Origin of the sequence: Streptomyces sp. NPDC051051, assembly GCF_040682975.1 — a bacterium.
Lineage (GTDB): Bacteria > Actinomycetota > Actinomycetes > Streptomycetales > Streptomycetaceae > Streptomyces.
In genome coordinates, this window is the sequence record NZ_JBFBCB010000020.1 from 1 (window position 1) to 21,218 (window position 21,218).

Here is a 21,218-nt window from a genome sequence, read left to right on the forward strand (position 1 = left end):
CGCTGGCCGTCGCGGACGCCGGATACGGCGACGCCGCCGCGTTCCGGCACGGACTGCAGGAGCGCGGCCTGAATTACGTGGTGGGAATCTCCACCACGCTCTCCGCCCAGAGCGCCGACGCGGTGCCGGTGGCCGAGCCGTACTCCGGGATGGGACGCCCGCCGGTGGCGAAGTATCCCGACCAGCCGCGATCGGTGAAGGAGCTGGTCATCGCGGCCGGGCGGAAGGCTGCCCGGCCGGTGCAGTGGCGGGAGGGCTCCCGGCCCGGCACCGGCCGCTCGGGCCGCAAACGGATGTACTCCCGCTTCGTGGCCCTGCGGATCCGGCCCGCCGGACGCGAGATCCGCCAGCACGCCGACGGCCCGGAACTGCCCGTGTGCTGGCTGCTGGCCGAATGGCCCGCCGACGCGAGCGAACCGGTGCAGTACTGGCTGTCCGACCTGCCCTCCGGCATGCCCCTGACCACACTGGTCCGCCTCGCCAAACTCCGCTGGCGCATCGAGCACGACTACCGCGAGATGAAACAGGCCCTGGGACTTGCCCACTTCGAGGGCCGCACCTGGAACGGCTGGCACCACCACGTCACCCTCGTCTCCGCCGCACACGCCTTTTGCACCCTGCAACGACTGGCCCGGGCCCCAAAAGACGCGGCGCCGGCCTGAGCCTCTACCAAGTCGTCCGCGAGCTGCAGACACTCCTCGCCCTCTGGACCGGCGCCTGCCCCACCTGCCACCGCGACATACCCACACCCATATCGACCTGACCAAGCCCTACTAGGCCCTGTCGTCGCGGGGCGGGCGGGAAGGCGGCGACAGGACCTAGCACAATGGCGGCCATGAGCACGCGTGACTGCCCCTGCGGGCTGCCCGGGACCTATGCGGAGTGCTGCGGCCGGTATCACGCCGGGGCCGTCGCCGCGCCGACCGCCGAGGCGTTGATGCGGTCGCGGTACAGCGCCTTCGTGCGGGGCGACGCGGGGTACCTGCTGCGGACCTGGCATCCGCGGACCCGGCCGGGGCGGCTGGACCTCGATCCGGGGATGCGGTGGACGGGGCTGGAGATCCTCGACACGGTCGACGGGACCGCGTTCCACGCCACGGGGGTCGTGGAGTTCCGGGCCTCCTACCGGGGCGGCGCGCTGCGGGAGCGGAGCCGCTTCGAGCGGGTGGCGGGGGCCTGGGTGTACGTGGACGGGGAGTTCCCGGAGCGGTAGGGCCCGCCACCCGGAGCGCCGGGGCGCTACGGCGCCAGGATGTCGAGTTCCTGGAGCGCGCCGACCGTGATCTCGCGCGTCAGCTTCTCCGCGCGGTCCGCGTCGCGCTCGCGGACCGCCTCCGCGACCCGTACGTGCAGGGTGACGGCGGCCGGGTCGGGGTCCTCGAACATGATCTCGTGGTGGGTGCGGCCCGAGAGGACCTCCGCGACGACGTCCCCGAGGCGGGCGAACATCTCGTTGCCGGAGGCCGTGAGGATCACGCGGTGGAAGGCCACGTCGTGGAAGAGGTAGCCCTTCAGCTGGTGGCCGCGTGAGGTGGCCACCATGCCGAGCGCGCACTCGGTCAGTTCGGCGCACTGCTCCGCCGTGGCGTTGCGCGCCGCCAGGCCCGCCGCGACCGGTTCGATCGCCGACCGCAGGACGGTGAGCGAGCGCAGCTGGTGGGGGCGGTCGGCGCCGGCCAGCCGCCAGCGGATGACCTGCGGGTCGTAGACGTTCCACTCGGCCTTGGGGCGTACGGTCACGCCCACCCGGCGGCGGGACTCGACCAGGTGCATCGATTCCAGGACGCGGACCGCCTCGCGCATCACGGAGCGTGAGACGTCGAAACGCTGGGCCAGCTCGTCGGTGCGCAGGACGCTGCCCGGAGGGTACTCACCCGCGGTGATGGCGGGACCGAGGGTGTCGAGTACATGGCCGTGCAGACCCCGGCCCGGAGTGGTCATGCACTCAGCGTACGTGCCGCGTCACGGACTCAAAAAGTCAGACTTATTTATCACAGGCTCTTGAATTCGTCGTACCTAATGAGTTTCAGTGTCGTCGACATCAGGTGTCGAGGAAGACAGCGAGGCAGAGATGCTTACCCCCCCACGTCGTCGTGGTGATGGGCGTCGCCGGCACGGGCAAGACCACCATCGGTCCCCTGCTCGCCGCCCGGCTGGGCGTTCCCTACGCCGAGGGCGACGACTTCCACCCGCAGGCCAACATCGCCAAGATGTCGGCCGGCACCCCGCTCGACGACGACGACAGGTGGCCGTGGCTCGACGCCATCGGTGACTGGGCGCACGGGCGGGCCGGGCTGGGCGGGGTCGTCAGCTGCTCGGCGCTGAAGCGGTCGTACCGCGACCGGCTCAGGGCCGCCGCCCCCGGGATCGTGTTCGTGCACCTCGCGGGTGACCGGGTGCTGATCGCGGACCGGATGGCGCACCGGCAGGGTCACTTCATGCCGACCGCGCTGCTGGACTCCCAGTTCGCCACGCTCCAGCCGCTCGCAGCGGACGAGACGGGGGTCGCGGTCGATGTGACCGGGACGCCCGAGGAGATCACCGAACGCGCCGCGCGGGCTCTCGACGGGCTTCCCGGCCCCCGGCGGTAGCCGCCCCGCCCTGCCGGGCGGCGCCGCAGCAACACCCGTAGTACCCCCCTCTCCCCCATCCCCCCGTAATGCGTAAGGGACCCCCGTGACCAGACTCAGCGTCGAGATGCTGGCGGCGGACAGTGTCGAGCCGATCACCTCGGCCGGCCATGCCCAGCTGGGCATCGCCGTGCTGGCGGGTATCGCCGTCATCGTCCTGCTCATCACCCAGTTCAAACTGCACGCCTTCCTGGCGCTGACCATCGGCTCGCTCGCGCTCGGCGCGTTCGCCGGGGCGCCGCTCGACAAGGCGATCGCCAGTTTCACCACCGGCCTCGGCGCCACGGTCGCCGGTGTGGGCGTGCTCATCGCGCTCGGCGCGATCCTCGGCAGGCTGCTCGCCGACTCCGGCGGCGCCGACCAGATCGTCGACACGATCCTCGCCAGGGCGGGCGGCCGGTCGATGCCGTGGGCGATGGTGCTGATCGCCTCGGTGATCGGTCTGCCCCTGTTCTTCGAGGTCGGCGTCGTCCTGCTGATCCCCGTCGTGCTGATGGTCGCCAAGCGCGGCAACTACTCGCTGATGCGCATCGGCATCCCGGCGCTGGCCGGTCTGTCCGTGATGCACGGCCTGGTCCCGCCGCACCCCGGTCCGCTGGTCGCGATCGACGCCGTGGACGCCAACCTGGGCGTGACGCTCGCGCTGGGCGTGCTGGTCGCCGTCCCGACCGTTATCATCGCCGGTCCGGTGTTCTCCCGGTTCGCCGCCCGCTGGGTGGACGTCCCGGCCCCGGACCGGATGATCCCGCAGCGGCCCTCGGAGGACCTGGAGAGGCGTCCGGGCTTCGGGATCACCCTGGTGACGATCCTGCTGCCCGTGGTGATGATGCTGGCCAAGGCGCTCGTCGACATCGTCGTGGACGACCCCGAGGACACCGTGCAGCGCGTGTTCGACGTGGTCGGCTCCCCGCTGATCGCCCTGCTCACCGCCGTCGTCGTCGGCATGTTCACCCTCGGCCGGGCGGCCGGCTTCACCAAGGACCGCCTCTCCTCCACGGTCGAGAAGTCCCTCGCCCCCATCGCCGGCATCCTGCTGATCGTCGGCGCGGGCGGCGGCTTCAAGCAGACGCTGATCGACTCCGGGGTGGGCCGGATGATCCTGGAGATATCCGAGGACTGGTCGATCCCGGCCCTGCTGCTGGCCTGGCTGATCGCGGTGGCGATCCGGCTGGCGACCGGCTCGGCGACCGTGGCGACGATCTCGGCGGCCGGCCTGGTCGCCCCGCTCGCCGCCGACATGTCGACCACCCACACCGCCCTGCTGGTCCTGGCGATCGGCGCCGGCTCCCTGTTCTTCAGCCATGTCAACGACGCCGGCTTCTGGCTGGTGAAGGAGTACTTCGGCCTGAGCGTCGGCCAGAACATCAAGACCTGGTCGGTCATGGAGACCATCATCTCGGTGGTCGCCGGCGGCCTGGTCCTGCTGCTCTCCCTGGTCCTGTAGGCCCACGGAGGTCGTACAGGGCCACAGGGGTCGTACCGGCCCACGGGCCCGGTTCACCCGCTGTTCGGCATCAGCGGCCGTGGTTCGCCGGCGGTCAGCGGTGCCACAGCGGGTGCTCCCGCTCCGCCCAGTCCGGGCTCACCGACCCGGTGCGCATGCCGCGGCGGGCCTCCGGGTCGCCGAGGGCCATGCCGATGTGGCCGGCCAGGACGATGCCGACGGCCAGGGCCAGCCAGTCGTGCACGAAGGTCGCGCTGGTCCGCCACATGATCGGTGTCAGGCGGGTGAACCACATGAGCAGCCCGGTGCCGAGCATCACCACCGTGGCCCCGGCGATCCACGCGGCGTAGACCTTCTGGCCCGCGTTGAACTTGCCCGCCGGCCTGGACTCCCGTCGCCGGTCGCGGCGCAGGGCCGCGCGCAGCCAGCGGCGGTCGTGCGGGCCGAAGCGGTTGAGGCGGCCGAGGTCGGCGCGGAACGCGCGGGAGACGAGTCCGGCCAGGACGGGGACGGGCAGGAGCAGGCCGGACCACTCGTGGACGCGCACGACCAGTTCGCGGCGGCCGACGAGCTGCGCGAGCTGGGGGACGTAGAGGAAGGCCGCCGTCAGCACGCACACGCCCATGAGCAGGGCGGTCGCGCGGTGCACGAGGCGTTCGGCCGGGCTGAAGCGGCGGATGCGGGTGGGGGCGGGCGGCGCGTCAGCTCGTGGGCTCATCGTCCCGCCCGTTCGAACGGCCCACCCAGGCGTCGACGTCGTAGCCGCGCCTCTCCCAGTAGCCGGTCTCCACCTTCTCGGTGACGGTGATCCCCGAGAGCCACTTGGCGGACTTGTAGAAGTACATGGGTGCCACGTACAGGCGGACCGGGCCGCCGTGCTCGTGGCCGAGGTCCTCGTCCTGCATCCGCAGGGCGACCAGGACGTCGGGACGGCGGGCCTGGGCGAGGGTGAGGCTCTCGGTGTAGGTGCCGTCGAAGCAGGTGAAGCGGACGGCGCCGGCGCGTGCGCGCACTCCGGCCGCGTCGAGCAGGACGGACAGCCGTACGCCTTCGAAGGGCGTCCCGGGCACCCGCCAGCCGGTGACGCACTGGACGTCCTTGACCATGCGGGTCTGCGGCAGTGCCCTCAGGTCGGCCAGGGTGTGGGCGGCGGGGCGGTCGACCAGGCCGTCGACGGTCAGGCGGTAGGTCCCGGCGTCCTTGTGCGGTACGGAGGAGGCCACCGAGTAGTAGCGGAAGCCGCCCCCGTTGGGGAGCAGGCCGGTGAGGCCGGTGGGGTCCTTGTCGGCGGCGCGGCCCAGGAAGTCCTCCAGGCCGCGCTGGAGGACGGGGGCGGCGACGACGCCGAGGGCGCCCAGGCCGAGCGTGCCGAGGAAGACGCGGCGGCCGACGGGGGTGCCGCGTTCCTCGGGCGTTTCGGAGGTCACGCCTCCATTCGAGCACCCGGGGCCCGGGCGGGGCCAGGGAGGCGGGGCGGCCGTCAGAATTCCGTCATTCCTTCCCGGCTTCCGCCGGCCGGCACCGCGGGCGGCCTCCCCTCTCCTCGCCCCAGGTCACCTCCCCGGCCGCTCCTGACCCAGCGCCGCCGTCCGGGCCGCGCGGAAGGCGGCGTACGGATCGCGGTCGGGGTAGGACCAGGGGGCCGGGGTGACGTGGTCGCCGATGCGGCGGAAGAGGGCGGCGGCCTCGGCGGGCAGGCCCTCGCAGAACTTGGCGTGGGCGAGGAAGTTCAGGTCGACCAGGCGGCGGGGGTGATCGTCGTGCTCCCACTCCAGCCACCAGTCGAAGGCCGCCTTCATCACGTCGGCGGCCCGGTCGTCGCGCCAGTGCAGGGCGGTCGTCGGGTCGGCGGGGGCGTGGCCGCGGAGGGCCAGGGCACGGTAGCGCTCGGCGTGCGCGACGATCGGGAGGATGGCCAGCGGGGAGTCGGCGGGCGCCTGCTCGGCCGCCCAGACGGCGAACTCGTACACCTCGTGCAGCGGGTCCGGGCCGGCGTCGGCGCGGCGCTCGGCGAGCAGGGCGACCATCCGGTGGTGGGCGTGGTGGTGGTCGCGGTGGCGGGCCCTGATCTCCTCGAAGATCCGGACGGCGTCGGCGGTGCCCTCGCGCTCCAGCATCAGCAGGCCGAGCCAGGGGGTGGGGTCGGCGGGTGCCGCCGCGGCGGCGGCCCGGCAGGCCGTGCGGGCGGTGGCCGGGGTCTCCCTGCCGCGCAGGGCGCGCCTGACCTGGGCCAGGGCGAGCAGGACCGCGGCGTCGGCGGAGTCGGGCTCGGCGACCAGCCACGCCTGGGCCCAGGCGGCGGCGTACGGTTCGAGGGCGAGGACGGTGATCCGGTGTCCGCGCCGGTCCCAGTCGTCGCCGGTGCGGGCGAGCAGCGAACGGGCCGCCTGCCGACGGCCCTGGGCCAGCGCGGCGCGGGCGGAGGACAGCTCGGTGTCGTCGAGCGCCGCGCGAGCGAACGCGGCGGGATCGGACGCGGCGTCGTCGAGCGCCGCGTCGGCGGTCGCGGCGGGACGCTCCTGGCGCCGGGCCGGGAACAACGGGGGTCGGGGCACCGCGGGACTTCCTCATCCTCCTCGGTGACGGGCCGGGCAGGCGGCCGCGCACGTCCGGGGCGGCGGGCCCGTCATCGGCCCGCAATCGACCGATCACCCACAGCAAACCCCCAGCCGACGCCCAGCGTCAAGCGCCGGGGTCACATGACAAGCGTCAACTCCTACCGACGGAAAGGCACTTGACCGGTCCCGCGGCTGGTCGCGGCGGGGCCGCGGCGGCGAATGTGGCGTACGCCATGGCGCGGCGCGCTCCGGTCCCGCAGCATGGCGGTACGGTCGCTCCGCGCCGCCCCCGGTGCCGCGACCGCGTGGGCCCCGTGAGCGGGCACTCGCCGAGGTACACATTTCCCGGGCACTCCGGGGCGCCGAGCGCGCCAGGAGGCTACCGTCGGCCACTACCCACCCCGTGGCCCGACCCGATGATCGAGGTACGCAGCGTGTCGGTTCTGGTTCTGGTTCTCGCCGTGAGCGCCGCCTGCTGCCTGGGTCTCGGATTCGTCCTCCAGCAGAACGCGGCCCAGAAGGCGCCCCTCGGCGACTTCCTCTCGCCCCGGCTGCTGATCGACCTGATGCGCGTGCCGCGCTGGCTCGGCGGCATCGGGCTGATGGTGGCCGGCATGGCGCTCGGCGCCGTCGCCCTGAGCCAGGGCGAGCTGTCCCTGGTCGAGCCGCTCCTCGCGACGAACCTGCTGTTCGCCCTGGCCCTCTCCCGCCGCCAGACCAGACAGCCGCTGGGCCGGCAGGGCTGGGCGGGCCTGCTGCTGCTCGCGGGCGGGGTGAGCGCGTTCATCGTGGCGGGCGAACCGCGCGGCGGCACGGCGCTCTCCGATCCGCTGCGGCAGTGGCTGATCATCGGCGTGATGGTCGGACTGGCCCTGCTGCTCACCGCCTACGCCAGACGTTCCCGGCTGTCCGCGGCCCCGGTGCTGCTGGCCCTCGCGGCCGGGCTGCTCTACGGCGTCCAGGACGCCCTGACCCGGACCAGCGGGGAACGCTTCTCCGAGGGCGGTCTCGTCGAACTGCTCACCGGCTGGCAGCCGTACGCCGTGCTGGCGCTCGGGGTGACCGGTCTGGTGCTGGTGCAGAGCGCGTTCGAGACGGCGCCGCTGCGGATGTCGCTGCCCGCGCTGACCGCCGCCCAGCCGCTGGCCGGGATCATCTGCGGGGTGGGCTTCCTCGGGGACCGGCTGCGCACCGACACGGGCGCGCTGGCCTGGGAGGCGGCGGGGCTCGCGGCGGTCGTCGGCGGCATCATGCTGCTCGGGATGCATCCGGCGATGCCGCAGGGCGGGGCCCGGCGCGAACGGGTGCCCGACCTCCAGCCGCTCTGACCCCCCGGCAGCTCCGCCTCCCCGGCAGCTCCGCCTCCCCGGCCGCCGGGCCTTCCGGCCCTGCTTTGATGGGCGCATGAGCGCTGCTGACGAGATCCTCGACGTCGTCGACGAACACGACCGGGTGGTGGGCCGCCTGCCGCGCGGGCAGGTGTACGCCCAGGGCCTGCGCCACCGCTGCGTCTTCGTCCGGGCCAGGGATGCCGAGGGCCGCCTCTTCGTCCACCGCCGCACCTCCACCAAGCTGGTCTTCCCCTCGCTCCACGACATGTTCGTCGGCGGGGTGGTCGGCGCGGGCGAGAGCTACGACGACGCGGCCCTGCGCGAGGCCGAGGAGGAACTCGGCGTGCGCGGCCTGCCGCGTCCGGAGTTCCTCCTCAAGTTCCTCTACGACGGCGGCGCCCGCGGGAGCTGGTGGTCGGCCGTGTACGAGGTGCGCTGCGAGCTGCCGGTGAGCCCCCAGGTGGAGGAGGTCGCCTGGCACGCCTTCCTCACCGAGGAGGAGGTCGAGAACCGCCTGCGCGACTGGGAGTGGGTGCCGGACGGCCTCGCGGCGTACGAACGGCTCAGGGCGCTGCGGGCTGCGGACTGAGGCGCGGCGGGCACGCGGACGGGCGCCGGGTGCGGGCGGCGGACCGAGCGGGGCACGCGGACGGGCGCCGGGTAGTGTCCGACACGTGAGCGAGTTCGTGCGGAACGTCCGGCTGTGGTTCGCGCCCGAAGGGGTCCGGCGGGAAGGGGTGACGCCCGACTACCGGTTCTCGCTGGCCAACGAGCGCACCTTCCTGGCCTGGCTGCGGACCGCGCTGGCGCTGATCGGCGGTGGGTTCGCGGTGGACCAGTTCCTGCCGGACCTGCGCTGGGGCTGGCGGGTGGGGCTGGCACTCGCGCTGCTGGCGGCGGGCGTGCTGTGCGCCCTGCGGGCGGTGAACCACTGGGTGCTCTGCGAGCGGGCCATGCGGCGGGGGGAGGACCTGCCGGTGTCACGCTTCCCCGCGCTGCTGGGCGTCGTCGTCGCCGTGGTGGCCGTCGCGATGGTCGCCGCCGTGCTGCTCGGGTGGGAGGGGTGAGCGGCGACCGCGATCCGGGGCTCCAGCCGGAGCGGACCCGGCTCGCCTGGCGGCGCACGACGCTGTCGGGCACCGTGGCCGCCGTGCTCGGGGCGAAGGCGGCACTGCAGGACGGCGCGTCGGCGTCCGCGGTCACCGCGTGCGTGGCGTGCTGCCTGCTCTGGCTGGCTCTCCTCTTCCTGGCGCACCACCGGATCCGCGTGCTCGCGTCGACGACGACGCCCCCGGCCCTGCAGCCCCGTCGCGCCACCGCGGCGGTCCTGTGCACGGTGGCGCTGGCGGTGTGCGCGGCGGCATTGGTGGTGTGAGGGGCGGCGCCGTCGGTGCGCGCGGCGGCCCCGGCAGCGGGTGCGGCGGCGTCGGTGGTGTGAGGGGCGGCGCCGGACGTGGTCGCGCAGCAGAGGTGCGCGCCCGGGGGCTCAGTCCTCCGTCTCGTCCGGCCAGTCCACCGTCACCACGATCTTTCCGCGGGTGCGGCCCTCCTCGTTGCGGCGGTAGGCGTCCGCCGCCCGTTCCAGGGGGAACGTCTCCGACACGTGGACCGACACCACGCCTTGTTCGGCCAGTTCCGCCAGGCGGGTGAGGTCCTCGGCGTCGGGACGCACGAAGGAGTAGCGGCCGCCGTAGTCGACGACGTCGCCGTCGGCGATCGACACCAGGCGGCCCTCGGGGGCCAGCAGGTTCGCGGAGGTCTTCAGGGTCTCCCCGCCGACCGTGTCGAAGGCCGCGTCCACGCCCTCCGGGGCGAGCCCCCGCACCCGTTCCGCCAGGCCTTCGCCGTAGGTCACGGGCTCGCCGCCCAGGGACCGTACGAAGTCGTGGTTCGCCTCGCTCGCCGTGCCGATCGCGCGGGCGCCCAGATGGCGGGCGAGCTGTACGGCGATGGAGCCGACGCCGCCGGCGGCCGCGTGGATCAGGACGGTCTCGCCGCGCCTGACCCGGAGGGCCTTGTACAGGACCTGGTAGGCGGTGAGGCCGGTCAGCGGCAGGCCGGCGGCCTCCTCCCAGGTGAGGTTGCGCGGCTTGCGGGCGAGGGTGCGCACCGGGGCGGCGACGTACTCGGCGAAGGTGCCGCGGGAGAGGAAGTCCTCGCGGACGTAGCCGATCACCTCGTCGCCGACCGAGAACTCGGTGACCGCCGCGCCCGGGCGGACGACGACGCCGGAGACGTCCCATCCGGGGATCACGGGGAAGACGGCGTCGAGGACCCCGTCGAGGTGGCCCGCCCGGCACTTCCAGTCGACGGGGTTGACGGCGGCCGCCCGTACCTTGACCAGCACGGCGTCGGGGCCGACCTTGGGGTCGCGGAGCTCGCCGTACTCGAGAACCTCGGGACCGCCGTACCGGCTGTAGCTGATGCCCTTCATGTCACCGACCCTCCGGGGTACTCGCACGCCGCGCAAGCCGGATGCCCGGACCTGCGCCGTTCGCGCGGCGGCCGGTCCGGCGGACCCGGTACGCCGCGCACGAGGGCCACCGGGACGACCACCGGGGCGGCCCCGCGCCCGTCCGGAAGACCCGCTTCGAGCGTTCCGCGACGGCTCCCCGGCTCCTGGGCGGGGAGCCGTCGTCCTATCGTGGCCCCGATCACTTTGGGTACCCCCTCTGGACGTACATACCGACCGGTCGGCATCATGGGGCGGGTTCCCGTCCACCTGTCCGTAGGAGCGATGTATGACCCCCGACCACCCGCCCGGACTCGACCTCGGCCGGCTGCGCGCCCTGCTCGACCGCGAGCGCCCCGGTCTGGTCGACGGACCCCTCACCGGCCGGCTGATCGAGGGCGGACGGTCGAACCTGACCTACGCGGTCACCGACGGCGGTTCCCGGTGGGTCGTCCGGCGGCCCCCGCTCGGCCACGTCCTGGCCACCGCGCACGACATGCGGCGCGAGCACCGGGTGATCGCGGCCCTGCACCCGACCAGCGTGCCGGTGCCGCGTCCGGTGCTGCTGTGCGAGGACGAGGAGGTGCTGGGAGCGCCCTTCTACGTCATGGAGTTCGTCGAGGGCACCCCGTACCGCACGGCCGACCAGCTCCTCCCGCTCGGCCCGGAGCGCACCCGCGGCGCGGTGCTGTCGCTCGTGGACACCCTGGTGGAACTGCACGCGGTGGACCCGGCCGAGGTGGGCCTCGCCGACTTCGGCCGCCCCGAGGGCTTCCTCGACCGGCAGCTGCGCCGCTGGGGCAAGCAGCTGGACGCCTCCCGCAGCCGCGACCTGGCCGGCATCGACGAGCTGCACGCCGCGCTCGGCCGGTCGCTGCCCTCCTCCCCCGCCCCCGCGGTCGTGCACGGCGACTACCGGCTCGACAACGTCCTGATCGGCGAGGACGACACGATCCGGGCGATCCTCGACTGGGAGATGTCGACGCTCGGCGACCCGCTGACCGACCTGGGCCTGCTGGTGATGTACAGCGTGCCGCTGGAGGTCCCGCGGTCCCCCGTCTCCACCACCGCCTCGGCCCCCGGTCACCCGGCCCCGGCCGAGCTGATCGAGCGGTACGCCGCGCGCTCGGGGCGCGACGTGTCGGCCGTCTCCTGGTACACGGCGTTCGCCTGGTTCAAGCTCGCCGTGATCCTGGAGGGCATCCACTACCGCTACATGCTGGGCCAGACGGTGGGCCGCGGCTTCGACCGCATCGGCGAGCTGGTCCCCGTCTTCATCCGCCACGGACTGACCACTCTCCAGGAAGGCTGACGCCATGGACTTCGCGTTCGACGCGCGCACCGAGGAACTGCGCGCCAAACTGCTCGCCTTCATGGACGAGTACGTGTACCCGGCCGAGGCGGTCGCCGAGGAGCAGCGGGCCCGGCTCGCCTCGCCGTGGGACACCCCGGCCGTGGTGGAGGAGCTGAAGGCCGAGGCCCGCCGCCAGGGGCTGTGGAACCTCTTCCTGCCCGACGCCGAGTACGGCGCCGGCCTCACGAACCTCCAGTACGCGCCGCTGGCCGAGATCACCGGCCGCTCCCCGCAGCTGGCGCCGACCGCGCTGAACTGCGCCGCGCCGGACACCGGCAACATGGAGGTGCTCTCGCAGTTCGGCGACGAGCGGCAGCGCAAGCAGTGGCTGGAGCCGCTGCTGGCGGGTGAGATCCGCTCGGCGTTCGCGATGACCGAGCCGGAGGTGGCCTCCTCCGACGCCACGAACATCACCACGCTCATCGAGCGGGACGGCGACGAATACGTCCTCACCGGCCGCAAGTGGTACATCTCCGGGGCGATGAACCCGGACTGCGCGATCTTCATCGTGATGGGCAAGACGGACCCCGACGGTCCCGACATCCGCCGTCAGCAGTCCATGGTGCTGGTGCCCCGCGACACCCCGGGGGTGACCGTCGAGCGGGCGATGAAGGTCTTCGGCTACGAGGACCACTACCACGGCGGCCACGCCGAGGTGGTCTTCGACCACGCGCGCGTGCCGGTCACCCACCTGATCGGCGAGGAAGGCGGCGGTTTCGCCATCGCCCAGGCCCGGCTCGGTCCGGGTCGGATCCACCACTGCATGCGGCTGATCGGCATGGCCGAGCGGGCGATCGAGCTGATGTGCCGCCGGGCCGTCTCGCGCGAGGCGTTCGGCAAGGCGCTGGGGCAGCAGGGTGTGGTGCACAACTGGATCGCCGACGCGCGCGTGACGGTCGAGCAGTTGCGGCTGCTGGTCCTCAAGACGGCCTGGCTGATGGACACGGTGGGCAACCGGGGGGCGCACACGGAGATCCAGTCGATCAAGATCGCGACGCCGCGGGCGGTCGTGGACATCATCGACCGGGCGATCCAGCTGCACGGCGCGGGCGGCGTCAGCCAGGACTTCCCGCTGGCCGAGCTGTACGCCGGGGCGCGGACCCTGATGATCGCCGACGGCCCGGACGAGGTGCACCAGCGTTCGCTGGCACGGCGGGAGCTGAAGAAGTACCTGTGAGGCGACGGGTGAGGGGCGGCCGCCTGAGCAGCCGCCCCTCACCCGTGCGCGCCGCGGCCGGCCCTCGCCCGCGCTACGGGCGCAGCGCCCGCAGCAGCAGGTCGGCCAGGTGGTCGGCGACCTCCTGGGGGCTCAGGGGACCGTCCGGCCGGTACCAGGTCGACAGGTGGTGCACGGACCCGAAGTGGTAGTCCACGATCAGGTCGGCCGGGGTAGCCCGCGAGAAGACACCGCTCTGCTGGCCCTCCTCGATGAGGGCGCGGAACCGCTCGTGGTAGCGGCGGCGCTCGGCACGGACCTGCTTGTTCTTCTCGGGGCTGAGGTGGTGCATCGAGCGGAAGAAGATCGACGCGTCGTCGAGGTTCTCGATCGTCGTGACGACCACGTCGGCCGCGGCGCCTCTGAGCCGCTTCTCGATCGGCTCGTCGGCGTTCGCGAAGGCGTCCAGGCGCTCCTGCTGGACGCGCAGCACGCGCGCGTACACCTCGTGCAGGAGGTCGTCCTTGGAGCCGAAGTAGTGGTACAGCGCTCCCTTGGTGACGCCCGCCGCCTCGACGATCTCCTGGACCGAGGTGCGGTCGTAGCCCCGCTCCGCGAAGAGCCGGGTGGCGGCGGCGAGGAGCCGCTGCGGAACAGGAGCCTCTGCACCGTCCGTCGTCCTGGGCACTGCCGCCACCTGCCTTCCGTTCGCCTTACCGACTGCTCTGCGTGCGGGAACGCAGTTCCCGCCGGAGGATCTTCCCACTCGCCGTCTTCGGCAGGTCGGGCAGGATCTCCACCTGCCGCGGATACTTGTAGGCGGCCAGTCTCTCCTTGCAGTACGCGGCGAGTTCGCCGGGGTCCGTGCCGGCGCCGGGGCGCAGGCTGATGTACGCCTTCACGGTCTCCCCGCGGTACCCGTCGGGCACCCCGACGACGGCCGCCTCGCGCACCGCCGGATGGGTGTACAGCACGTCCTCGACCTCGCGCGGCCAGACCTTGAAGCCGGACGCGTTGATCATGTCCTTCTTGCGGTCGACGACGTACAGCCAGCCCTGTTCGTCCATGAAGCCGATGTCGCCGGTGCGCAGCTCGCCGCCGGGGAAGGTCTCGGCGGTGGCGTCGGGGCGGCGCCAGTAGCCGGGGACCACCTGGGGACCGCGTACGACGATCTCGCCCTGCTCGCCGAAGGGCACCTCCTCGCCCCGGTCGTCGACGATCCGGACGACCGTGTCGGGGCCCGGCACGCCGACCGCGAGGGTCCCGGAGGCCGGGTCGACGGGCGCCTCCCGGTGGGGCGGGACGGAGGCGCAGGGGGCGGTGCACTCGGTGAGACCGTAGCCGTTGCGGATGTACGGCCCGAAGCCCGCCCGGAACTTCTCCACCAGGGCCGGCGGCAGCGGGGCGCCGCCGGAGGAGATGTTCACGAAGGAGGAGAAGTGCTCGCGCGTGACGGCCGGGTGGGCGGCCAGCGCCATGAAGGCGGTGGACGGGCCGACCGTGTAGTGCGGGCGGTGCTCGGCGAACGCCTCCAGGACGACGCCCGCCTCGAACCGGTACGTCAGGACGAGCGTGCCGGCGCTGTCGAGGCAGGCGCCGAGCTGGCAGACCATGCCGGTGATGTGGAACAGCGGCGCGAGCGCGTAGTAGACGGGCGCCTCGGGCAGGTGCAGGCCGGTGCGCTGCCGTTCGGCGTTGTACATGATGTTGGCGTGCGTGTTGGTGGCGCCCTTCGGTGTGCCGCTGGTGCCCGAGGTGTAGCTGATCAGGGCGGTGTCGGCGGCGGCCGGGTCGCGGTCGGCGGGCGCCGGGTGCCCGGCGCGGGCGACGGCGGTGAGGTCGTCGGCGTCCCGGGCCTGCGGCAGCCGTTCGAAGCCGAGCACGCGCGTGTCGCCGCGGGTCTGGAAGTCCAGCTCGCACGCCGTCAGCACGATCCGCACCGGCGAGTCGGCAGCGGTCCCGCGCAGGTACGACTCCCAGGCGCGGTCGGCGCAGATCAGCGCGGCCACCTCGCCGTCCCGCAGGACGTGGGCGACCTCGCCCGACTTGTACATGGGGTTGACGGGGACGACGGTCGCGCCCGCCTTCCACGCGCCCAGCACGGCGAGCACGAAGTGCGGGGAGTTCTGGAGCAGGACGGCGACCCGGTCGCCCCGCTGCAGGCCACGGGCCGCCAGGTGCCCGGCGACGGAGTCGCTCAGCTCGTCCGCCTCGCGGTAGGTGAGGCGGCCGTCGAAGTAGGCGAGGAAGGCGCGGTCCGGGGCCTCGGCGGCGGACCGGCGCAGGGCGTGCACCAGGGAGTCGGCCGGGTCGACTGGGCCGCGCTGGGCCGCGTCGAGGAGATCCAGCCAGGGCTTGGCGGCGTAGCGGGAGGCGGTCACCCGGCGGCCTCCCACTTCTGCTGGATGTGGTTCATGGTGGTCAGCCAGCGGTCGGGGTCACCGGCCCGCGCCCGGTAGTACCCGGCGACCTCGGGGTGCGGCAGGATCAGGAAGCGGTCCTCGGCCATCCCCGCGAAGAGGGCGTCCGCCACGTCCCGCGGCTCGATCGCGGTGGGCTTGAGCACGAGGTCGCCCGCGCTGCCGGTGGCGTCGAGCATGTCGGTGCGCACGCCCTGGGGGCAGATGGCGTGGACCTTGATGCCGCGGTGGCGGTAGGTCAGCGACAGCCACTCGGCGAAGGCGTACGCGCCGTGCTTGGTCACGCTGTAGGGCGCGGCGCCGATCATGGTGAGCAGTCCGGCGGCGGAGACGGTGGAGACGAACCGGCCCGAGCCGCGCTCCAGCCAGTCGGGGATCAGGGCGTGCGCCGCGCGGACATGGGCCATCACGTTGACGTCCCAGGCCAGCGCCCACACCGACTCGTCGGCCGCTTCGGAGCCGCCCGAGCCGACCCCGGCGTTGGCGCAGTAGACGTCGACGGTGCCGCCGAGTGCCTCGCGGGCGTCCGTGATGATCGCGGAGGCGTCGCCCGGCACGGCGGTCCCGCCGATCTCCTCGGCGACGGCCTTCGCCCGGTCCGCGTCGAGGTCGTTGACGACGACCCGCGCTCCCTCGGCGGCGAAACGGCGGGCGAGCGCGGCCCCGATACCGCCTCCCGCCCCGGTGACGACGACTCCAGCACCTCGAACGGCTTCCACCATCGATCTCCTTCGACCCGGCTCCGGCCTGACTTCCGGCCGTCAGACTAACCGGTCGGTATGTTTCGGGAAAGGGTCGGCGCAGCATGGTTGAGGGGCGTGGAGCCGTTTCACCGACCGGCTCCGCCGCGGGGCGCCGGCCGCCCCGCCCCTCGCGCCCGACCCTGCCCGCGGGAGCCCGCATGCATCCGTCCAGACGAACCCTGCTCGCGGCGGCGACGACGACGGCCGCCGCCCTTCCGGCGACGGCGTCCCCCGCCCGGGCGGCCCGCCGCACGCAGACCGGCTTCGAGCGCCTCCGGGCCGCCGGCTACGACCGGCTCGACGGCCGGCGGGTCGGCATCGTCACCAACCCGACCGGGGTCACCCGCGACGTACGCCACGTCGTCGACGTCATGCACGCGGACGACCGGGTGGACCTGGTCGCCGTCTTCGGCCCCGAGCACGGCTTCCGGGGCACCGCGCAGGCGGGCGGCTCCGAGGGCCGTCACGACGACCCGGCGACCGGTCTGCCCGTCCACGACACCTACCTCAAGAGCGGGCAGCCGCTCGCGGACGTGTTCACCGCCTCCGGCGTCGACACGGTCGTCTTCGACGTCCAGGACGTCGGCGCCCGCTTCTACACCTATATCTGGACGCTGTACGACTGCATGGAGGCGGCGCGGCTGGCCGGGAAACGGTTCCTCGTGCTGGACCGGCCCAACCCGGTGACCGGGCGGGCGGCCCTGGGGCCCGTGCTGCACCCGGAGTTCGCCGGCTTCGTGGGACGCGAGCCGATCGCCCAGGCGCACGGGATGACGGTCGCGGAGCTGGCCCGGCTGTTCAACGGGGAGTTCCTGGCGTCCCCGGTGGAGCTGGACACCGTCCCGATGACCGGATGGCGGCGGTCGGACTGGTACGACGACTGCGGGCTGCCGTGGGTGCCGGCCAGCCCGAACATGCCGACGCCGGAGACGGCCCTGGTGTACGCGGGGACGTGCCTGTTCGAGGGGACGAACCTGTCGGAGGGCCGGGGCACGACCCGGCCGTTCGAACTCCTCGGCGCCGAGGGCGTGGACGGGAGCTGGGCGGCGGCCGTGAACGGACTCGGGCTGCCCGGCGCGCACTTCCGGGAGGCCTACTTCGCGCCCGCCTTCTCCAAGTTCCAGGGCAGGACGGTCGGCGGGGTGCAGGTCCACGTGCACGACCGGGACGCCTTCGACCCGGTCCGCACCGGCATCGCCCTCCTCGTGACCGCGAGGAGGGTCTGGAGCGGCTTCGCCTGGCGTGCCGACGGCTGGATCGACAAGCTCACCGGCTCGGCGTGGGTGCGTACGGCGATCGACGCGGGTGCCGGGGTCGACGAGGTGGTGGCGGGCTGGCAGGAGGAGCTGGCCGCCTTCCGGCGGGTGCGCCGGGAGTACCTGCTGTACCGGTGAGCGGGGCGCACGGCGACGCCGTGCGCCCCGGACCGGCACAGGTGGTCACCGGTGGGAGGTGAACTCCACGACCTGCTGGTAGGTGGGCCGGTTCTGCCAGCTGATGTTGCCGTGCTTGATGCCGCCGAGGGTGCGCTGGACGATCGAGTCGGCGCACCACTGGTTGCCCGCCGCGCACAGCGTGTCGCCGGGGTAGACCTGGGCCGCGGTGCGGCCGGCCGCCTGCTTCAGGGTGGACAGAAGGACGTCGCGGCAGGCGCCGAGGTCGCCGCCGCCGCAGTACGTGCGGCTCAGCGCGCCCCGCACCGGCTCACCGAGCACCGCCCGGATGTCCTTGTCGACATAGCTCCACCAGCCGTACTGGAAGGCGCTGCCGGCGTGCGCGCCGGTCGGGCCGTGTGCGGCCGAAGGGGTCTCGTCGACGGGCAGGTTGTTCGTCATGGCGGTGTAGAGCGCGGTGCCGAGACCGGGTTCGAACTCCGCCTTCACCAGCAGCGGCCACCAGGCGTCGAGGATGCGGACGGCATCCGCGTCGGCGTACGTCTTCGAGCCGGCCGCGGTCTCCGTGCGCCGGCCGCCCGCCGCCAGCCAGGTACGGAGCTTGGCGACCGCGGCCGAGGCCGTGGTGTCGGTGACCGGGGAACTGTCGATCACCTTCAGCAGGTCGGGCAGTACGTCCTGGGCGCGCAGATCGGCGAGTGCCGCGTCCGCCATCGCCTTCGTCAGCGAGGCCCGCGTGACGCCACCGGCCCGGACCAGCTTCTTCACCCGGTCCTCCAGCAGGTTGCCGCGGTGCACCGAGCCGTTGCCCCAGGGCGCGGTCGCGTAGTCCTCGGCCTGCTTGTTGTTCCAGGAGATGTAGTAGTCCTGGTCGACGGAGTTGGGGTGCGCCGAGGCGGGGGTGTACGCCGCGGTGTTGGTCGTCGGCTCCCAGTCGCGCCACTCGTACGCCGGCCGCGCCCAGACCGGGAACTCGGCGTCGACGCCGCTCGCCCGGACCGGGTTGTCGCCGCTGTTGTAGTAGGCGGTGTGCTCGGAGTCGGCGTAGAACCAGTTGAAGGTGAAGTTGATGTGCTGCACCGCGCTCTGGAAGGACTGCGGTCCGGTGACGTAGGACGGGTCGTTCAGCATCTGGAAGCCGATGATGGAGTCGGCCTCGTGCAGGAACGACGAGCGCAGGGTGGTGTAGGCGACCTTCTTGCCGCCGACGGTCGCGCGGTACTCGACGGGCCCGTACGCGGTGCGCCAGACGCGCATCGTGTACGAACCGGCCGCGGTGCCGTCGGCGGTGGTCGGCTTCCAGGCGTTCTTCTGCTCGATCTTCTCCATCGCCGTGCAGGTGCCGCGGTACAGGTAGTGGTGGTCGTCCTGGCACAGCTCGACGGCGTAGGTGTCGATGATGTCCTGGCCGGAGGTGGTGGCGCTCCACGCGTAGTCCTGGCCGCGGCCCAGCTCGACGTACATGCTGAGGCCCGCGAAGGAGGCGCCGCGGGCGCTGATGCCCGGGCCCTGGATCTCCTGGAGCAGCAGGAGTTGCGGGGCGAAGTAGCCGGTCTGCGGGCCGAAGACGGCGACCGGGTGGCCGCTCGCCGTGTGATCGCCGCTGACCACGAGGGCGTTGGACATGCCGCGCCGGGCGGAGGTGGTGGCGGCCGCGGCCGCCGTGCCGGAGGCTTCCGCGGCGGCGGCGCCGGCCGCGCTGCCCGTCCGGTCGTGGACCAGCGGTTCCTCGACCACCGAGCCGGGGTCGGGCAGGGCCTCGCCCTGCGGGTCCTCGGGCCGGACGGCGTAGGGGAAGCTCTTGCCGTCGTGGAGGGTCATGACGGCCTCGGGGTCGTTGCGCTCGCGGAAGGACTCCCAGACCGCGGTGCCCTGTTCGACGCCGTACTTCTCCTGGGCGGCGAGCAGCGATATCGCGTTGTTCACCTCGCCGCCGCCCCCGGACCCGAAGAGGGAGCCGATGACCGAGGCGAGCGCCACCAGATCGGTGATCTTGAAGTGGTCGATGGTGCCGGCGTTGGTGATTGAGTCCTTGTGGCCCGTCAGGACGTATTCACCGGGGAAGTAACGGCCGCTGTCGGAGGCGTCGATGTAGGCGTTGATGCCGGCGAGGTAGGCGTCGGCGTCCTCCAGGGCCTGCCGGCCGCGGGCGCCGTTGGTGGCGACCGCGTTGTCGATCTGGGCCTGGAGGTCCGCTTCGGAATAGGGGGCATGCCGCCAGAACTGCTGTTCCAGGCCCTGGTTGGAGGGATCGCCGCCCGCGAAGGAGGTGAGCTGGCCCCGGCCGACGTGCCGGAAGACGTCCATGAGCCACAGCCGGTCCTCGGCGGCCGCGTAGCCGGCGCCGAACTCGGTGCCGTATCTGGTGGTACCGGTGATGTGCGGTACGCCCGTCTTCTTGTCGCGGACGATCGTCACGTCGCCGCGGCCCGCGGGCTTGACGGTGGAGGCGACTTGATCGGCGGGGACCCCGAAGGACGCGTCGTTGAAGAACGTGTTGATCGTGGAGTTGGTGAGCGTCGCGTGGCCCTTGGCCAGGTTGGCGTAGGGGCCGAGCTGGTCCTCGGCGTGCGCGGGCTGGGTGCCGAAGGCCTGGTTGAGCAGGATCTGGGCCAGCGTGGCGTTGCCGTTCTGGCCGGGCGGCAGGATGTCGGAACACTGGTTGCCGCAGTGGTCGTTCGCCGCCGCGACCTCGGCCGCTTCCGCCGTCCGGGAAAGAGGCGACAAAAGTCCGGCGATCAGGGCGCATACGGATGCGGTCTTCAGGAACCCGGGGATTCTGCCGGGAGTTCTCAGTCTGTCGGGTGCGGTGCGGGAAGTTCGCCGTGACATCGGCAACTCCTAGCGACGGGGGTGGCGGAGAAGTTACCGCCGGTATCCCCGGAGTTGAAGATGAACATGCGTCACTTTTCGAAGTCGCCTCATCCGGCTTGTGGAGGGCATCGGGAAAAGGATGGACAGGAAGGGAGCCGAATCGCGTGTCGATACGTCTATTCGGCGACGTCCGTACGACGACGCCGAAGTGACCGAAGTGCAGGTGCGAATGTGACGGAGGTGCAAGGCGATGGCCGGTTTCCGGAGTCTGGCGAGACAGGTGCGCGACCCGCGGTGCGATCTGGCACTGCGGCGCTACTCGCTCCGCAAGTGCCTTGAGCGGTTCGCCCCCTACGGGCACAGGGCGACCTGGGACCATCTGTGCTCGCGTGCCGGGTTCGGTCCCGAGGACCGCTCCCCCGATCCGGCGCGGCTCGTGGCCGCACTGGACGAGCTGGAGGAGGCACGTGCGGTGTGGCTGGCCTACGAGGTCGAGTTCGCCGAACGCCGCAGGAAGGAGAAGCACGACGGGCTGCGCCGGCCGGGCAGCGTGGACGACTGGCACCGGATGACCTGGGGCGGCTTCGGTGTGGCCTGGTGCGACGACCCGCGGGTCCACCCCCGTGAACCGCTGGCGGAGGTGCTGCGCCGGCTGATCGCCGCGCTGGAGCGCGAGCCGGGCTCCGACTGCCCGGTGTGCGGCGGCGAACGGCTCGTGTGGAGGTACGACCTGGACCACGAACCGTCGTCCGGCCCCGTCTGCACGGACTGCGGGATACTCGTCCCGCGCCCCGTGCTCACGCCCGAGGCCCTGGCGTACGCCAGACGCGGACGGCGGCTGCTCATGTCGGCCTGATCCCGCTCGGGGACGGGAGATCCCGAGTGGACGGCGGGGGTGCGCCGGGGATGCCGCACCCCCTGT

Annotated in this window: 21 protein-coding genes; 12 read left to right on the top strand and 9 right to left on the bottom strand. The window is 72.8% G+C overall.

From position 1 onward, the window contains the following. The coding region (locus AB0N31_RS16945) for a transposase (protein ID WP_366059147.1) at nucleotides 1–662 on the top strand (662 nt) is incomplete at its 5' end. 173 nt (nucleotides 663–835) lie between these two features. Next, nucleotides 836–1,213, top strand: a complete 378-nt coding sequence (locus AB0N31_RS16950; protein WP_366059148.1) for a YchJ family metal-binding protein — start codon at nucleotides 836–838, stop codon at nucleotides 1,211–1,213. Nucleotides 1,214–1,239: 26 nt separating this feature from the next. On the opposite strand, the gene AB0N31_RS16955 is transcribed toward AB0N31_RS16950, so the two are convergent. Next, nucleotides 1,240–1,941: a FadR/GntR family transcriptional regulator gene (locus AB0N31_RS16955; RefSeq protein WP_366059149.1), complete on the bottom strand. Its 702-nt coding sequence runs from the start codon at nucleotides 1,939–1,941 to the stop codon at nucleotides 1,240–1,242. A gap of 158 nt (nucleotides 1,942–2,099) precedes the next feature. Here AB0N31_RS16955 and AB0N31_RS16960 point away from each other — a divergent pair, with 158 nt between their 5' ends. Then, the gene (locus tag AB0N31_RS16960; protein ID WP_366059150.1) at nucleotides 2,100–2,591 is read left to right on the top strand and encodes a gluconokinase; all 492 of its coding nucleotides are present in this window, start codon (nucleotides 2,100–2,102) and stop codon (nucleotides 2,589–2,591) included. An 85-nt stretch (nucleotides 2,592–2,676) separates the two neighbouring features. Then, the gene (locus AB0N31_RS16965; RefSeq protein ID WP_366059151.1) at nucleotides 2,677–4,074 is read left to right on the top strand and encodes a gluconate:H+ symporter; all 1,398 of its coding nucleotides are present in this window, start codon (nucleotides 2,677–2,679) and stop codon (nucleotides 4,072–4,074) included. Nucleotides 4,075–4,168: 94 nt separating this feature from the next. Here the strand turns inward: AB0N31_RS16965 and AB0N31_RS16970 are convergent, their stop codons facing one another. The 3 genes from AB0N31_RS16970 to AB0N31_RS16980 form a co-directional block, all read right to left on the bottom strand. Further along, nucleotides 4,169–4,792 carry a cytochrome b/b6 domain-containing protein gene (locus tag AB0N31_RS16970; protein ID WP_366059152.1) on the bottom strand — a complete coding sequence of 208 codons (624 nt, stop codon included), beginning with the start codon at nucleotides 4,790–4,792 and terminating at the stop codon, nucleotides 4,169–4,171. After that, nucleotides 4,776–5,501: a molybdopterin-dependent oxidoreductase gene (locus AB0N31_RS16975; RefSeq protein WP_366059153.1), complete on the bottom strand. Its 726-nt coding sequence runs from the start codon at nucleotides 5,499–5,501 to the stop codon at nucleotides 4,776–4,778. The genes AB0N31_RS16970 and AB0N31_RS16975 overlap by 17 nt, the downstream gene beginning before the upstream one ends. Nucleotides 5,502–5,627: 126 nt before the next feature. Beyond that, on the bottom strand, nucleotides 5,628–6,629 hold the full coding sequence (locus AB0N31_RS16980) for a hypothetical protein (protein ID WP_366059155.1): 1,002 nt from the start codon (nucleotides 6,627–6,629) through the stop codon (nucleotides 5,628–5,630). A 437-nt stretch (nucleotides 6,630–7,066) separates the two neighbouring features. Here AB0N31_RS16980 and AB0N31_RS16985 point away from each other — a divergent pair, with 437 nt between their 5' ends. The 4 genes from AB0N31_RS16985 to AB0N31_RS17000 all read left to right on the top strand — a co-directional run bounded on the left by AB0N31_RS16985 (nucleotide 7,067) and on the right by AB0N31_RS17000 (nucleotide 9,338). After that, nucleotides 7,067–7,960: a DMT family transporter gene (locus AB0N31_RS16985; RefSeq protein WP_366059156.1), complete on the top strand. Its 894-nt coding sequence runs from the start codon at nucleotides 7,067–7,069 to the stop codon at nucleotides 7,958–7,960. A gap of 76 nt (nucleotides 7,961–8,036) precedes the next feature. Next, nucleotides 8,037–8,552 carry an NUDIX domain-containing protein gene (locus tag AB0N31_RS16990; protein ID WP_366059157.1) on the top strand — a complete coding sequence of 172 codons (516 nt, stop codon included), beginning with the start codon at nucleotides 8,037–8,039 and terminating at the stop codon, nucleotides 8,550–8,552. A gap of 85 nt (nucleotides 8,553–8,637) precedes the next feature. Further along, nucleotides 8,638–9,030 (top strand): DUF202 domain-containing protein, encoded by a 393-nt coding sequence (locus AB0N31_RS16995; protein ID WP_366059158.1) that lies wholly within the window; start codon nucleotides 8,638–8,640, stop codon nucleotides 9,028–9,030. After that, nucleotides 9,027–9,338: a DUF202 domain-containing protein gene (locus AB0N31_RS17000; RefSeq protein WP_366059159.1), complete on the top strand. Its 312-nt coding sequence runs from the start codon at nucleotides 9,027–9,029 to the stop codon at nucleotides 9,336–9,338. The genes AB0N31_RS16995 and AB0N31_RS17000 overlap by 4 nt, the downstream gene beginning before the upstream one ends. 111 nt (nucleotides 9,339–9,449) lie before the next feature. Here the strand turns inward: AB0N31_RS17000 and AB0N31_RS17005 are convergent, their stop codons facing one another. Next, entirely contained in the window at nucleotides 9,450–10,397 is a 948-nt protein-coding gene (locus AB0N31_RS17005) for an NADP-dependent oxidoreductase (RefSeq protein WP_366059160.1), read from the bottom strand. Nucleotides 10,398–10,704: 307 nt separating this feature from the next. On the opposite strand from AB0N31_RS17005, the gene AB0N31_RS17010 reads away from it, so the two are divergent. Together AB0N31_RS17010 and AB0N31_RS17015 are read left to right on the top strand one after the other, a co-directional pair. Then, nucleotides 10,705–11,727, top strand: coding sequence for a phosphotransferase family protein (locus AB0N31_RS17010; protein ID WP_366059161.1), 1,023 nt, complete (start codon nucleotides 10,705–10,707; stop codon nucleotides 11,725–11,727). A gap of 4 nt (nucleotides 11,728–11,731) precedes the next feature. Further along, nucleotides 11,732–12,946, top strand: coding sequence for an acyl-CoA dehydrogenase family protein (locus tag AB0N31_RS17015; protein ID WP_366059162.1), 1,215 nt, complete (start codon nucleotides 11,732–11,734; stop codon nucleotides 12,944–12,946). A 73-nt stretch (nucleotides 12,947–13,019) separates the two neighbouring features. Here AB0N31_RS17015 and AB0N31_RS17020 read toward each other — a convergent pair whose 3' ends face one another. The 3 genes from AB0N31_RS17020 to AB0N31_RS17030 are packed head-to-tail and all read right to left on the bottom strand — an operon-like array spanning nucleotide 13,020 to nucleotide 16,067. Beyond that, on the bottom strand, nucleotides 13,020–13,613 hold the full coding sequence (locus AB0N31_RS17020; RefSeq protein WP_366059163.1) for a TetR/AcrR family transcriptional regulator: 594 nt from the start codon (nucleotides 13,611–13,613) through the stop codon (nucleotides 13,020–13,022). Nucleotides 13,614–13,638: 25 nt separating this feature from the next. Next, nucleotides 13,639–15,306: an AMP-binding protein gene (locus AB0N31_RS17025; protein WP_366059164.1), complete on the bottom strand. Its 1,668-nt coding sequence runs from the start codon at nucleotides 15,304–15,306 to the stop codon at nucleotides 13,639–13,641. Then, a complete protein-coding gene (locus AB0N31_RS17030; protein WP_366059165.1) occupies nucleotides 15,303–16,067 on the bottom strand; it encodes an SDR family oxidoreductase in 765 nt (254 codons plus the stop codon). Before AB0N31_RS17030 ends, AB0N31_RS17025 begins: the two co-directional genes overlap by 4 nt. Nucleotides 16,068–16,246: 179 nt before the next feature. Between AB0N31_RS17030 and AB0N31_RS17035 the strand changes: the two genes are divergently transcribed. Further along, nucleotides 16,247–17,482 carry a DUF1343 domain-containing protein gene (locus AB0N31_RS17035; RefSeq protein ID WP_366059166.1) on the top strand — a complete coding sequence of 412 codons (1,236 nt, stop codon included), beginning with the start codon at nucleotides 16,247–16,249 and terminating at the stop codon, nucleotides 17,480–17,482. 45 nt (nucleotides 17,483–17,527) lie between these two features. Here the strand turns inward: AB0N31_RS17035 and AB0N31_RS17040 are convergent, their stop codons facing one another. After that, entirely contained in the window at nucleotides 17,528–20,314 is a 2,787-nt protein-coding gene (locus AB0N31_RS17040) for a penicillin acylase family protein (RefSeq protein WP_366059167.1), read from the bottom strand. A 232-nt stretch (nucleotides 20,315–20,546) separates the two neighbouring features. On the opposite strand from AB0N31_RS17040, the gene AB0N31_RS17045 reads away from it, so the two are divergent. Further along, a complete protein-coding gene (locus AB0N31_RS17045) occupies nucleotides 20,547–21,152 on the top strand; it encodes a hypothetical protein (protein WP_366059168.1) in 606 nt (201 codons plus the stop codon). Nucleotides 21,153–21,218 lie beyond the last annotated feature (66 nt).

What these genes read in the sequence shown, in the direction of transcription:
- AB0N31_RS16950 (WP_366059148.1), top strand. Translation starts at nt 836, where the DNA reads ATGAGCACGCGTGACTGCCCCTGCGGGCTGCCCGGGACCTATGCGGAG.
- AB0N31_RS16955 (WP_366059149.1), bottom strand. Translation starts at nt 1,941, where the DNA reads ATGACCACTCCGGGCCGGGGTCTGCACGGCCATGTACTCGACACCCTC.
- AB0N31_RS16960 (WP_366059150.1), top strand. Translation starts at nt 2,100, where the DNA reads ATGGGCGTCGCCGGCACGGGCAAGACCACCATCGGTCCCCTGCTCGCC.
- AB0N31_RS16970 (WP_366059152.1), bottom strand. Translation starts at nt 4,792, where the DNA reads ATGAGCCCACGAGCTGACGCGCCGCCCGCCCCCACCCGCATCCGCCGC.
- AB0N31_RS16990 (WP_366059157.1), top strand. Translation starts at nt 8,037, where the DNA reads ATGAGCGCTGCTGACGAGATCCTCGACGTCGTCGACGAACACGACCGG.
- AB0N31_RS17005 (WP_366059160.1), bottom strand. Translation starts at nt 10,397, where the DNA reads ATGAAGGGCATCAGCTACAGCCGGTACGGCGGTCCCGAGGTTCTCGAG.
- AB0N31_RS17010 (WP_366059161.1), top strand. Translation starts at nt 10,705, where the DNA reads ATGACCCCCGACCACCCGCCCGGACTCGACCTCGGCCGGCTGCGCGCC.
- AB0N31_RS17015 (WP_366059162.1), top strand. Translation starts at nt 11,732, where the DNA reads ATGGACTTCGCGTTCGACGCGCGCACCGAGGAACTGCGCGCCAAACTG.
- AB0N31_RS17030 (WP_366059165.1), bottom strand. Translation starts at nt 16,067, where the DNA reads ATGGTGGAAGCCGTTCGAGGTGCTGGAGTCGTCGTCACCGGGGCGGGA.
- AB0N31_RS17035 (WP_366059166.1), top strand. Translation starts at nt 16,247, where the DNA reads ATGCATCCGTCCAGACGAACCCTGCTCGCGGCGGCGACGACGACGGCC.
- AB0N31_RS17040 (WP_366059167.1), bottom strand. Translation starts at nt 20,314, where the DNA reads ATGTCACGGCGAACTTCCCGCACCGCACCCGACAGACTGAGAACTCCC.
- AB0N31_RS17045 (WP_366059168.1), top strand. Translation starts at nt 20,547, where the DNA reads ATGGCCGGTTTCCGGAGTCTGGCGAGACAGGTGCGCGACCCGCGGTGC.